A 12125-nucleotide genomic window follows, 5' to 3' on the forward strand; every position below is an offset into this window, starting at 1 on the left:
GTGCCGACCGGGGTGGATCGGGCGACGTGAGACGATCGGTGACGTGACGGCGACAATTCTGGACGGCAAGGCGGCGGCTTCCGCCATCAAGGACAACCTTCGTGCCCGGGTCAAGGCGCTCGCGGAGCAGTCGGTGGTGCCCGGTCTCGGCACCGTGCTGGTCGGTGAGGATCCCGGCTCCCATGCGTACGTCAACGGCAAGCACCGCGACTGCGCCGAGGTCGGGATCGCCTCGATCCGGCGGGACCTGCCCGTCGACGCCAGCCAGGAGCAGGTGGAGGCGGTGGTCGCCGAGTTGAACGCCGACCCGGCCTGCCACGGCTACATCGTCCAGCTGCCGATGCCGAAGCAGATCGACACCCAGCGGGTGCTGGAGCGGGTCGACCCAAACAAGGACGCCGACGGGCTGCACCCGGTCAACCTGGGCCGGCTGGTGCTCGGCTTCGACGCGCCGGTCGCCTGCACTCCCCGGGGCATCGTCGATCTGCTGCGTCGTAACGAGATCCGGCTCCGGGGTGCGGAGGTGGTGGTGATCGGTCGGGGTACCACCGTCGGCCGGCCGCTGGGGCTGCTGCTGACCCGGCGCAGCGAGAACGCCACGGTGACGCTGTGCCACACCGGCACGCTCGATCTGGGCGACCACACCCGGCGGGCGGAGATCGTGATCGCCGCCGCTGGCGTGCCCGGTCTGGTCACCGCTGAGATGATCACGCCGGGGGCGACGGTCATCGACGTCGGCATCACCCGGGTGCTCGGCGAGAACGGCAAGGGCCAGTACACCGGTGACGTGGCACCGGACGTGGCCGAGGTGGCCGGTGCGCTGGCACCGGTGCCCGGCGGGATCGGCCCGATGACCCGGGCGATGCTGTTGACCAACGTCGTCGAGCTGGCGGAACGCGGCCTCGCCGACCGGTGAGCCGGTCGGCCAGTCGACCGGTGTGGCGGGCGGCGACGTCGGCGTGGCGGGCGTGAGGTGGGTCTCCGGGCGCGCCCCTGACCCGCTCCGCCGTTACCTGGCTGATACGGTCCCGACAAATTCGCCCGGTAGCAGGGAGTGAGACGACAATGGGCAAGAAGGTCACCGTCGTCGGGGCCGGCTTCTACGGCTCGACGACCGCGCAGCGCCTGGCCGAGTACGACGTCTTCGACACCGTCGTGCTGACCGACATCATCGAGGGCAAGCCCGAGGGACTGGCCCTCGATCTCAACCAGTCGCGGCCGATCGAGGGCTTCGAGACCAAGGTCGTCGGTGCGACCACCGGGGTGGACGGCTCCGGCTACGAGGTGATCTCCGGCTCGGACGTCGTCATCGTCACCGCCGGCCTGCCGCGCAAGCCGGGGATGAGCCGGATGGACCTGCTGGAGGTCAACGCCAAGATCGTCCGCGGCGTCGCGGAGAAAATCGCCCGGTACGCCCCGGACGCGGTGGTCATCGTGGTGTCCAACCCGCTCGACGAGATGACCGCGCTGGCGCAGATCGCCACCGGGTTCCCGCGCAACCGGGTGCTCGGGCAGGCCGGCATGCTGGACACCGCCCGGTTCTCCCACTTCGTCGCCGAGACGCTCGCGGTACCGGTGGCGACCGTACGCACGCTGACCCTCGGCTCGCACGGTGACACCATGGTGCCGGTGCCGTCACGGTGCACCGTGAACGGCAAGCCGCTGACCGAGCTGCTGCCGGCGGACAAAATCGAGGAACTGGTGGTCCGGACCCGCAACGGTGGTGCCGAGGTTGTCGCCCTGCTCAAGACCGGGTCGGCGTACTACGCGCCGTCGGCGGCGGCGGCCCGGATGGCCAAGGCCGTGGCCGAGGACTCCGGCGCGGTGATGCCAGTGTGCGCCTGGGTCACCGGGGAGTACGGAATCGACGGCGTCTACCTGGGCGTGGAGGCTGAGCTCGGGGCCGAGGGCGTCCGTCGGGTGGTGACCACCGACCTGACCGGTACGGAACTGGCCGCGCTGAAGGAGGCCGCCGAGGCGGTCCGGGCCAAGCAGGCGGACGTGGCCGACCTCTGAGCCGTACGGGCGTGACGATCGGGGCGGGCATCCAGGTGCCCGCCCCGACGTGTGCCGCGCCTCGTTCGTCCCGCCCGCTGCGCACCGGGTTCGGCAATCCAGTACGCTCGTACTGCTAATACGAGTTTCCGAGAGGAGCGCCGGTCGATGGCGAAGATCAAGGTAACCAACCCGGTCGTCGAGCTCGACGGCGACGAGATGACCAGGATCATCTGGAAGCAGATCCGGGAGCAGTTGATCCTGCCCTACCTCGACGTCGACCTGCACTACTACGACCTGTCGATCCAGTACCGCGACGAGACCGACGACCAGGTGACGGTGGACGCCGCGAACGCCATCAAGCAGCACGGCGTCGGCGTCAAGTGCGCGACCATCACCCCGGACGAGGCCCGGGTCGAGGAGTTCGGCCTGAAGAAGATGTGGCGCTCCCCGAACGGCACCATCCGGAACATCCTCGGCGGCGTGGTGTTCCGCGAGCCGATCATCATGTCGAACGTCCCCCGGCTGGTGCCCGGCTGGACCAAGCCGATCATCATCGGCCGGCACGCGCACGGCGACCAGTACAAGGCCTCTGACTTCGTGGTGCCCGGGCCGGGCACGGTGACCATCACCTACACCCCGGCCGACGGCAGCGCCCCGGTCGAGATGGAGGTCGCCAACTTCTCCGGCGGCGGCGTCGCGATGGGGATGTACAACTTCGACGAGTCGATCCGTGACTTCGCCCGCGCCTCGCTGCGCTACGGTCTGGACCGCGGTTACCCGGTCTACCTGTCGACCAAGAACACCATCCTCAAGGCGTACGACGGTCGGTTCAAGGACATCTTCGCCGAGGTGTACGAGGCCGAGTTCGCCACCGAGTTCGCCGCCGCCGGGATCACCTACGAGCACCGGCTGATCGACGACATGGTCGCCGCCGCGCTCAAGTGGGAGGGCGGCTTCGTCTGGGCCTGCAAGAACTACGACGGTGACGTGCAGTCGGACACCGTCGCCCAGGGCTTCGGCTCGCTGGGGCTGATGACGTCGGTGCTGATGACCCCGGACGGTCGTACGGTGGAGGCGGAGGCCGCGCACGGCACGGTCACCCGGCACTACCGGCAGTGGCAGAAGGGCGAGAAGACGTCAACCAACCCGATCGCGTCGATCTTCGCCTGGACCCGGGGCCTGGCCCACCGCGGCAAGCTGGACGGCACCCCGGCGGTGACCGAGTTCGCCAACACGCTCGAGCAGGTCTGCATCGAGACCGTCGAGGCGGGCCAGATGACCAAGGACCTGGCGCTGCTGATCGACCGCAACGCTCCGTGGCTGACCACCGACGAGTTCATGGCGGCTCTCGACGGCAACCTGGCCAAGCGGCTGAGCGCCTGAGTAGCTGAGCGCCTGAGCTCGCGGCCGGCACCGTCACCGGTTCCTCCGGCGGATCGTTGAACAGGGTGGACGTGGTGCCAGTCGCGTCCAAGGGGATCTTCCGGTGGCGGTCGCCCTGAGCAACATGACGCCAACGGTCGATCCTCGGCTGTGAACCAGCAGCCTGCCGTCCCTTCCCTGCGGGGGGTCCTGTCCCGGGCCCCCCGCAACCATGTCCGGTCTGGTCAGGCGTCGCGCAACAGTGCCGCCGCCTGTTCGGGCCGGACGTCGTTGATGAACACACCCATCGCCGATTCCGAACCGGCCAGGTACTTCAGCTTGTCCGCCGCCCGCCGGATGGTGAACACCTGCAGATGCAGGTAACCCAGCTCCCGTTCGTGACGTACCGGGGCCTGATGCCACGCCGCGATGTACGGTGTGCCCTGCCGGCTGTCGAAGAGCCGGTCGAAGCGGCGCAGCACGTCCAGGTAGAGCGGCCCGAAAGCGTCCCGTTCGGCGTCGTCCAACGCGGCGATGTCCGGCACCCGGCGGTGCGGTGCCAGGTGCACCTCGAACGGCCAGCGCGCTGCGGCCGGCACGTACGCCGTCCACCGGTCGTTCGCCGCCACCACCCGCACCCCGGCCGCCCGCTCGGCGGCCAGCACGTCCGCGTACAGGCTCCGCCCGCCGGTCGCCTCGGCGTGCCGTCGGGCGGCGGCCAGCATCGACCGGGTACGCGGCGGCACGAACGGGTACGCGTAGATCTGCCCGTGCGGGTGGTGCAGGGTGACCCCGATCTCCACGCCCCGGTTCTCGAAACAGAACACCTGCTCCACCGCGTCCAGCGCGGACAACTCGGCGGTCCGGTCGGCCAGCGCGTCAACGACGGTGCGGACCCGGGCCGGGGTCAGCGAGGCGAACGAGGTGCCGTGCTCGGCGGTGAAGCAGACCACCTCGCAGCGCCCGAGACCGGGCCGGGGCGGGGTGAACGGCGTACCACCGGGGTAGCCGGCGGTCCCGTCACCCACCCGGTCGCTCAGCGCCGGAAACCGGTTCTCGAAGACCACCACGTCGTAGTCGTACGCCGGAATCTCGCTGGACCGGCCGGGTCGCGACGGGCAGAGCGGGCACTGGTCGGTCGGCGGCAGGAAGGTCCGGGTCTGCCGGTGCGCGGCGATCGCCACCCACTCGTCGGTCAACGGATCGTGGCGAAGCTCCGAGGCGGGTGGCGGGGGCGGCAGCTCCCGCCGGTCCGGGCCTTCCCGGACGGCGTCGTCCCGCTCGTCGAAGTAGATGAGTTCCCGCCCGTCGGCGAGCCGTACCGCATGGCGTTTCACGACGCTGAGTTCCTATCGGTGTGGGACGGCGATCGACAGCTCGACGCCGTGTCCGGCCAGGACGTCGCGGGCCGGTGCGGGTAGTCCGGGGTCGCTGACCACGACCTGGGCCGTGGCCAGCTCTGCCATCGAGGAGATGCCCACGACGTCCCATTTGGTGTGGTCGGCCAGCACCACCAGGCGGGCCGCCGCCGTGATCAGGGCGCGGTTGGTGTCGGACTCCATCAGGTTCGGGGTGGTGTAGCCGGCCCGTTCGCTCATCCCGTGCACACCGAGGAAGAGCAGGTCCACGTGCAGGTCGCGGAGGGCGGTCACGGCCACCGGCCCGACCAGCGCGTCCGACGGGGTACGCACCCCACCGGTGAGGATCACCGTCTGGTCGCCCCGACCGTCCCGGTAGAGCACGTCGGCCACCGGGATCGAGTTGGTCACCACCGTCAGCCCGGGGACGTCGACCAGCCGGCGGGCGAGCTCCACCGTGGTGGTGCCGGCCGACAACGCCACCGCCCCGCCGGCGACGACCAGCTCGGCGGCGCGTGCGGCGATCGCCGCCTTTTCGGCCTGCTGCCGGGCGGACTTCGCCACGAACCCGGGCTCGTCGGTGGCCCCGGGATCGACCGGGGTGGCCCCGCCGTGCACCTTGGCCAGCAGCCCCCGGTCGGCGAGGACGTCCAGGTCCCGGCGGATTGTCATGTCCGAGACGCCGAACTCGACGGCCAGGTCGGTGACCCGTACCCCGCCTGCGGCCCGGACCCGGTCCAGGATCGCTGCCTGGCGCTGCGGCGCGAGCATCAGCACCACGTCCTGCTCCCACCTGCTCGCACTCAATCCAACAGATGCGAACACTATCGCGCAGGTACGGTCGAACGGAAGTGCGCCCGGCCAGGTAGGTGCCTGCGCAGGGTCGGGTCAGCGGAACGCCTCCGCCACCGCGCTGCGCCAGACCGGCGGACGGCCGAGCCAGGCGGCGAGGCGCGCGTCGTGCGGGGCGTAGTGGTCGGCCAGCTCCCGACGGGTACGCGCACCGGGCGGCTCGACCGGCAGTCCGTCGAACGGTGCGCCCGGTGCTCCGTCGACCAGGGCCGGCGGTTGCGTCGGCGGCGGTAGCCACGGCTCCTCGTTGAGCCTCGGCAGGCCGAGGAAGTCCAGTACCTCGCCGTACACCTTGGCCGGCGTGGTCCACAGCCGTTCGGCCTCCACCAGGCAGATCCGCTCCCGGCCAACCTGAGAGGCCAACCGATCCAGGTAGGTGGCGTACTCGCCGCGCTGCCGGTACGCGTGGTGCTGGTGGGCGAAGCTGCGGTACCCGGCCTCCACCCCGAGGCGTTCCTCCTGCCCGCGTAGCCGGGCGGACTCCAGCGCCAGCGCCCGGGCGAACGATGGCTCCGGCTCGTGCCCGGCAAGCCGTTCCACCCGGAAGTGCGACCACGCCCGGTCCACCGGATCGCGGACCAGCACCAGCAGCCGCACGTCTGGTAGATCCCGGGCGATCCGCAGCGCGGCGTACGGGTGGTAGAGGTAGTAGGTGCTGGTCTCGAATGCGCTGGCGGTGCCGCCGTGGCGTCGCTGCAACCGGCGGGCGGTGCGCTGGCGGGGAAAGTGCCCCCGGTACCAGTCGATGCCGCGCTCGTACGAGGTGTCGAAGAAACTTACTCCGTCACGCCGGGCCGCCCGCAGCACCAGCGGATGAGCGGCCAGCATCCGGTGCAACCCGGCGGTCCCGCACCGGTGCCCGCCGCAGATCAGGAACGACGGCAGCACCCGCCTCGGGGCCGTCCACCGCCCGTACGACCAGGACCGGGTGGGCACGATCCGGCGTAGCGGCTCCGGGATCCGACTGCGTAACGGCATGTCGCCCTCTCCTGTCCTGCCTGGACGGCTGTGCTGTCGGGCCAGCGCGAATCGCTGTTTACCGGATAACGCTGCTGCTACCCGGACAAGAGTGGCTTCTCGCCCGACTTGCCGTCATCTGCAGAAAAGGCGACAAAGGAGGATTTTGTGGGTCAGGCCGGCTTCAGTCGCGGCTCCACCCAACCCGTTTCGGTGAGGTGTTGCAGCACCGTCTGCACGCCCTGCTCGATGCTTATCTCACTGGTGTTCAGCACCAGGTCGGCATCAGTCGGCTCCTCGTACGGATCGTCAATCCCGGTCATCCCGGTCAGCTGACCGGCCCGCGCCTTGGCGTACAGCCCCTTACGGTCGCGGGCCTCGCAGACCTCCAACGGGGTCGCCACCCAGACCAGCAGGAACCCGGCCCCGGCGTCGTTCGCCATCTGCCGGGCCACCGCCCGGGCCTGGGCGTACGGTGCGATCGGGCAGCAGATCGCCACCCCGTGGTGCCGACCGACCTCGGACGCGACCCAGCCAATCCGACGGACGTTACGGTCCCGGTCCGCCTTGGAGAACGTCAACCCGGCGGAGAGTTCGCGGCGTACCACGTCCCCGTCGAGCAGCGTGACGGTCCGGTCGCCGCTCTCCCGCAGCGCGTCCGCCACCCCCCGGGCGATGGTCGACTTGCCGGAACCGGACAGCCCGGTGAAGAACACCACCAGGCCACGATGCCGGCGCGGCGGCCGGGCCCGGGCCAGCTCCCGCGCCACCGCCGGCGGGGTGTGCCACTCCGGCAACGGAAAACCCCGGTCCAGCAGGTCGTCGATCTCCTCCTGATCGAGCGCCAGCCGCCGGTTGCGCGGCGGGATGTCGTCGCGCCAGCGCCACTGACCGTCCCGGTTGTCGTAGGCCAACTCCCGGGGCACCAGCACCCTCGGGCCGCCGCCGGAGAGCATCTCGCCGGTGGAAAGCAGGTGGGTGACGCCGTACGCGGCCGCCACCCGGGCGCGCAGCAGCGCGTCCCGGATCTCGTCACCGTGCCGGGTCAACGGCACCGCTACCAGCGTCGCTGGCGGCATCCGGTCCCGGGCCGCGAAGACACTGCGGACCAGCACCTCCGGCGGCAGCCCGCTGACCCCGCCGTCGGCGACCGGGATCAGGATCAGCAGATGCGCGGCGAGGGTACGGGCGGCGTGCGCGATCTGGGCCAGCTGCGGGCGGTGCAACGGGCGGTCGGCGATCACCCCGAGCACCCGGCCCGGGGGCAGCAGCGCACGTACCTCCGCCGGGCTGCGACGCAGCCGCTGGAACGGTCCGCCGGTGCCGTCGCCGAGCCGGCGCACCCGGCCGCCGACCGCCGAGAAGCCGTCCCGGCTCGGCCAGGCGTCGACGATGTCCAGCGCGGCCACCGGAGCACCCTCCGGGTCGGTGAGCACCAGCACCCGCAGCAGCGGATTCGTCAGGTCGAGCCCGGCGACCAGGTCGGCCGGCACCTCCAGGGTGACCGGCACCGGCCAGGCGGTGCCGTCGGCCAGCCGGCCGCGACTACGCAACGAGGCAAGATCGGCGCGGGTGTGGAAGCCGGTCAGCGGGGCGTACGCCTCGGACAGGATCAGCTCAAGGTCGGCCAACTCGAACGGCCGCGGCGTGTACGCCGGCGCGTCCCGCAGCACGTCGTCAGGCAGCACCCAGCCGTCGGTCATCACACCCCCAATGGATCGAACTCACAGTTTCGCAGCAGGCCGGTCGTCGGTCGAGACTGGCACGGCGAGTTCTGCCACCATCGCGGGATGTCGACCATCGTCACCCGATGTCGACGTCTCGTCCGGGGCCGAACCAGAGCAACGCTTGCTTCCGGGTCCGGCGGTGTCACCCCTAATGGCAGGGCATGGGTAGCTCCTCAGGGAACCTCCAGGGGGAAACCCCATCCCACGACGTGCCGGCAGTCCATACGCTGACCGGGTGACTCTCATCGCAACCGATGCGCTGACCAAGACGTACGGCGGGCGGGTGACGGCCCTGGCCGACCTGACCGTCGAGGTCCAGCCCGGCATCGTCGGCCTCGTCGGGGCCAACGGCGCCGGCAAGTCGACCCTGATCAAGATCCTGCTCGGCCTGCTCGCCCCGACCAGCGGACAGGTCCGGGTACTCGGACTGAACCCCACCACCGACGCCGACGCGGTCCGCGCCCGGGTCGGCTACATGCCGGAGAACGACTGCCTGCCGCCGGACCTCAGCGCCGCCGAATTCGTCACCCACCTGGGGCGGATCAGCGGTCTGCCGCGCGCGGCGGCCCGGGAACGGGCCTCCGAGGCGCTGCGCCACGTCGGGCTCTATGAGGAGCGCTACCGGCAGATCGGCGGCTACTCCACCGGCATGAAGCAGCGGGTCAAGCTGGCCCAGGCGCTGGTGCACGACCCCGACCTGCTGCTGCTGGACGAGCCGACCAACGGCCTGGACCCGGCCGGCCGGGACGCCATGCTGGCCCTGGTGCACCGGATCGGCGCCGAGTTCGGCATCTCGGTGCTGGTCTGCTCGCACCTGCTCGGCGAGGTGGAACGGATCTGCGACTCGCTGATCGCCATCGACGGCGGCCGGCTGCTGCGTTCCGCTCAGCTTTCCGACATGACCACCGCCAGTGACGTGCTGGCGATCGAGGTCAGCGAGGGCACCGAGGCGCTGGCTGCCCGGCTGGCCGCGGCCGACCTGCCGGTCAGCCGGGAAGGTCAGCTGCTGCTGGTGCCCGCCGAGACCGGCTCCGACGTGTACGACCGGATCCTCGCCGCAGTCGTCGAACTCGACCTGCCGCTGCACCGGCTCGACCAGCGCCGGCACCGGGTCGCCGAACTCTTCGCCACCACGGAGGACTCCCGTGTCAACGTCTGACCAGCTCACCGCCGCCCGGGGCGCCGGGCCGACGCCGGCCGGCCCGGCCGTCGCGGGCACCACCTCGAACGGCGCGCCGGGCGGCGTCATCCACGACATCGGCTACCAGCGCTACACGGGGGTCCGGCTCGGTCGCCGGCACGTCGTCGGCGCGCTCTACGCGCACAGCCTGCGCACCGCGTTCGGGCTCGGCCGCAGCGCCAAGGCCAAGATCTTCCCCTGGTTCATCGTCGGCGTGGTGGTCGCCGCCGCCGCCGGCCTGGTGGCCGTCCGCGCCCAGATCGGCCAGGTGCTGCTCAGCTACGCGCAGTTCGCCGACACGATGAGCTGGCTGGTGATCTTCTTCGTCGCGGTGGTCGCCCCCGAACTGGTCTCCCGCGACCTCGGCAGCGGTGTGCTGCCGCTGTACTTCTCCCGGCCGCTGCGGCTCGTCGACTACCCGCTGGCCAAGTTCGCCGCCCTGGCCACCGCCGTGTTCGTGCTGCTTGGCGCGCCACAGCTGGTGATGTTCCTCGGCGGCGCGTTCACCACCGACGCCGGCTGGTCCGGGGTGTGGGACGAGGTCACCGACCTCGCTCCAGGCCTGGCGTACGCCGTGCTGTGGGCCGGTGTGTTCAGCGCCATCGGGCTGGCGGTCGCCTCAGTCACCGGCAAGCGGGCATTCGCCGCCGGTGGGATCGTCGCAGTCTTCCTGATGACCACCCCGATCGGCGGGGTGCTCTCGGTGCTGCCGTCGGTCACCGCCAATCAGCTCGCCGGTCTGGTCGCCCCGTCCAGCCTGGTGCAGGGCACCGGGATCTGGCTGTTCCGGGACGCGCTGGTAACCGAAGCCGGCACGGGTCTGGACACCGGCGGTTTCGGCCCGCTGTACGGGCTGGTCACTGTCGTCCTGATCGCCGGCTGCATCGCCGCCCTGATCGCCCGCTACCGGAAGGCGGCCCGTCGATGACCACCTCGACCTCGACCCCGAGCTCCACCCCGGCCGCCGCGGCCCCGGTTACCTCCGCCGCCGGCACCGGCACCGGCACCGCCGGCCGCCCCGCCGCGATCGAGCTCGCCGGGGTGTCCCGCTGGTACGGCAACGTCGTCGCGGTCAACGACGTCAGTATGGCCCTCAACGCCGGAGTCACCGGCCTGCTCGGCCCGAACGGCGCCGGTAAGACCACGCTGCTGCACATGATGGCCGGTTTCCTGCCGCCGTCGCGGGGTGCCGTCACCGTCGACGGTGAACCGACCTGGCGCAACCCGGGCGTCTACCGCAACCTCGGGCTGGTCAGCGAACGGGAGGCCGTGCACGGCTTCCTCACCGCGTACGAGTTCGTGCTGGCCAGCGCCCGGCTGCACGGGTTGCCCGACCCGGCGGCCGCCGCCCGGCGGGCGATCGAGCTGGTCGAGATGACCCCGGCGCAGGACCGGCGGATCGGCACCTATTCCAAGGGGATGCGCCAGCGCACCCGGGTCGCCGCCGCCCTGGTGCACGATCCGACGGTGCTGCTGCTCGACGAGCCGTTCAACGGCATGGACCCGCGCCAGCGGATGCACATGATGACGCTGCTGCACTCGCTCGGCGACGCCGGCCGGACCATCCTGTTCAGCTCGCACATCCTGGAGGAGGTCGAGCAGGTCTCCGGCACCGTCCAGGTGATGGTCGCCGGCCGGCTGGCCGCCTCCGGCGACTTCCGCAGCATCCGGCGGCTGATGACCAACCGGCCGCACGTGTTCGCCGTACAGTCCAGCGACGACCGGGCCCTGGCGGTGGCACTGCTGCGCCACGACTCGGTCACCGGCGTCGACCTGACCAAGGGCGGTGGGATCACCGTACGGGCCGGTGACTACGGCAGCTTCACCCGCGCCCTGCCCCGGATCGCGCTCACCGAAGGGATCCGGGTGCACCGCCTGCTGCCGTCGGACGAATCCCTGGAGAGCGTCTTCTCCTACCTCGTGGAGGCCTGAGAGCCGTGAACTCGACCGTCATGTGGATCACCGCGCGCGGGCTGTTCGGCCGCCGCCGGTTCCTGCTCCTGCTGCCGCTGCCGGTGCTGGTGATCGCCCTCGCCGTCCTGTGCCGGTGGTTCGGTGTCGCGCCGGGCAACTGGGCCCAGCCGGTCCTGATCGCGCTCGGCCTGGCCGTGGTGCTGCCGGTGGTGGCGCTGATCGTCGGCACCGGGGTGCTCGGTTCGGAGATCGACGACGGCACCATCGTGCACGTACTCAGCAAGCCACTGCCGCGCTGGCAGATCGTGCTGCCGAAGCTCGTCGTCGCGTTCGGTGTCACCACGCTGACCGTCGCGGTGCCGCTGTACGTCGCCGGGGTGCTCGCCGAATCGGTGCGCCTCGGCCTCGCCCTGGCCGCCGCGAGCGCCGCCGGAGCGCTGGCCTACTCGGCGCTGTTCGTGGCGCTGAGCCTGGTCACCCGCCGTCCGGTGCTGCTCGGCCTGGTTTACGTGCTGATCTGGGAAGGGCTGCTGGGCAACATCGTCTCCGGCACCCAGGTGCTCTCCGTCCAGCAGTACGTGGTCACCTTCGCCGACCGGCTGGCGGCCACCACACTGTTCGACGGCCAGGTGTCGGTCACCGTATCGGTGATCATGACCGCGGTGATCGCGGTGCTGTTCACCCTGCTCGCCATCGATCGGCTCCGCTCGTTCAGCGTGGCCGGCGAGACCAGCTGAACCGACCGTACCGAGCGGTTCGCATCGGGGGGTGCCCGTG

11 protein-coding genes are annotated in these 12125 nt (G+C 71.1%); 7 read left to right on the forward strand and 4 right to left on the reverse strand.

Translation table 11 applies throughout. The annotated features are described in order from the left end of the window. The first annotated feature begins 43 nt into the window (after nt 1-43). The 3 genes from ACFHWU_RS10245 to ACFHWU_RS10255 all read left to right on the forward strand — a co-directional run bounded on the left by ACFHWU_RS10245 (nt 44) and on the right by ACFHWU_RS10255 (nt 3381). Nucleotides 44-916 carry a bifunctional methylenetetrahydrofolate dehydrogenase/methenyltetrahydrofolate cyclohydrolase gene (locus tag ACFHWU_RS10245; protein ID WP_416551369.1) on the forward strand — a complete coding sequence of 291 codons (873 nt, stop codon included), beginning with the start codon at nt 44-46 and terminating at the stop codon, nt 914-916. 149 nt (nt 917-1065) lie between these two features. After that, nucleotides 1066-2016 (forward strand): malate dehydrogenase, encoded by a 951-nt coding sequence (mdh, locus tag ACFHWU_RS10250; protein ID WP_416551370.1) that lies wholly within the window; start codon nt 1066-1068, stop codon nt 2014-2016. 147 nt (nt 2017-2163) lie between these two features. Beyond that, nucleotides 2164-3381 carry an NADP-dependent isocitrate dehydrogenase gene (locus ACFHWU_RS10255; protein WP_278173844.1) on the forward strand — a complete coding sequence of 406 codons (1218 nt, stop codon included), beginning with the start codon at nt 2164-2166 and terminating at the stop codon, nt 3379-3381. A 224-nt stretch (nt 3382-3605) separates the two neighbouring features. On the opposite strand, the gene galT is transcribed toward ACFHWU_RS10255, so the two are convergent. The 4 genes from galT to cysC all read right to left on the reverse strand — a co-directional run bounded on the left by galT (nt 3606) and on the right by cysC (nt 8230). Next, entirely contained in the window at nt 3606-4697 is a 1092-nt protein-coding gene (gene galT, locus ACFHWU_RS10260; RefSeq protein ID WP_416551372.1) for a galactose-1-phosphate uridylyltransferase, read from the reverse strand. 12 nt (nt 4698-4709) lie between these two features. Further along, nucleotides 4710-5489 (reverse strand): DeoR/GlpR family DNA-binding transcription regulator, encoded by a 780-nt coding sequence (locus ACFHWU_RS10265; RefSeq protein WP_416551418.1) that lies wholly within the window; start codon nt 5487-5489, stop codon nt 4710-4712. A 117-nt stretch (nt 5490-5606) separates the two neighbouring features. Continuing rightward, nucleotides 5607-6548 (reverse strand): sulfotransferase domain-containing protein, encoded by a 942-nt coding sequence (locus ACFHWU_RS10270; RefSeq protein ID WP_416551373.1) that lies wholly within the window; start codon nt 6546-6548, stop codon nt 5607-5609. A 152-nt stretch (nt 6549-6700) separates the two neighbouring features. Beyond that, nucleotides 6701-8230: an adenylyl-sulfate kinase gene (cysC, locus tag ACFHWU_RS10275; RefSeq protein WP_416567436.1), complete on the reverse strand. Its 1530-nt coding sequence runs from the start codon at nt 8228-8230 to the stop codon at nt 6701-6703. A 259-nt stretch (nt 8231-8489) separates the two neighbouring features. On the opposite strand from cysC, the gene ACFHWU_RS10280 reads away from it, so the two are divergent. The 4 genes from ACFHWU_RS10280 (at nt 8490) to ACFHWU_RS10295 (ending at nt 12085) form a co-directional block, all read left to right on the forward strand. Next, nucleotides 8490-9413 carry an ABC transporter ATP-binding protein gene (locus ACFHWU_RS10280; RefSeq protein WP_416551375.1) on the forward strand — a complete coding sequence of 308 codons (924 nt, stop codon included), beginning with the start codon at nt 8490-8492 and terminating at the stop codon, nt 9411-9413. 88 nt (nt 9414-9501) lie between these two features. After that, a complete protein-coding gene (locus ACFHWU_RS10285; RefSeq protein ID WP_416551419.1) occupies nt 9502-10362 on the forward strand; it encodes an ABC transporter permease in 861 nt (286 codons plus the stop codon). Continuing rightward, nucleotides 10359-11366 carry an ABC transporter ATP-binding protein gene (locus tag ACFHWU_RS10290; protein ID WP_416590378.1) on the forward strand — a complete coding sequence of 336 codons (1008 nt, stop codon included), beginning with the start codon at nt 10359-10361 and terminating at the stop codon, nt 11364-11366. The genes ACFHWU_RS10285 and ACFHWU_RS10290 overlap by 4 nt, the downstream gene beginning before the upstream one ends. A 20-nt stretch (nt 11367-11386) precedes the next feature. Next, a complete protein-coding gene (locus tag ACFHWU_RS10295) occupies nt 11387-12085 on the forward strand; it encodes an ABC transporter permease subunit (RefSeq protein ID WP_416551420.1) in 699 nt (232 codons plus the stop codon). Nucleotides 12086-12125: the final 40 nt, after the last annotated feature.

The sequence above is a fragment of the Micromonospora sp. LOL_015 genome (genome assembly GCF_048060275.1).
Taxonomy (GTDB): Bacteria; Actinomycetota; Actinomycetes; order Mycobacteriales; family Micromonosporaceae; genus Micromonospora_E.

Excerpts from the sequence above, each read along its gene's own strand:
- ACFHWU_RS10295 (WP_416551420.1), top strand. The coding sequence starts at position 11,387 with ATGTGGATCACCGCGCGCGGGCTGTTCGGCCGCCGCCGGTTCCTGCTC.
- ACFHWU_RS10255 (WP_278173844.1), top strand. The coding sequence starts at position 2,164 with ATGGCGAAGATCAAGGTAACCAACCCGGTCGTCGAGCTCGACGGCGAC.
- ACFHWU_RS10265 (WP_416551418.1), bottom strand. The coding sequence starts at position 5,489 with ATGCTCGCGCCGCAGCGCCAGGCAGCGATCCTGGACCGGGTCCGGGCC.
- cysC (WP_416567436.1), bottom strand. The coding sequence starts at position 8,230 with ATGACCGACGGCTGGGTGCTGCCTGACGACGTGCTGCGGGACGCGCCG.
- ACFHWU_RS10290 (WP_416590378.1), top strand. The coding sequence starts at position 10,359 with ATGACCACCTCGACCTCGACCCCGAGCTCCACCCCGGCCGCCGCGGCC.
- mdh (WP_416551370.1), top strand. The coding sequence starts at position 1,066 with ATGGGCAAGAAGGTCACCGTCGTCGGGGCCGGCTTCTACGGCTCGACG.
- ACFHWU_RS10270 (WP_416551373.1), bottom strand. The coding sequence starts at position 6,548 with ATGCCGTTACGCAGTCGGATCCCGGAGCCGCTACGCCGGATCGTGCCC.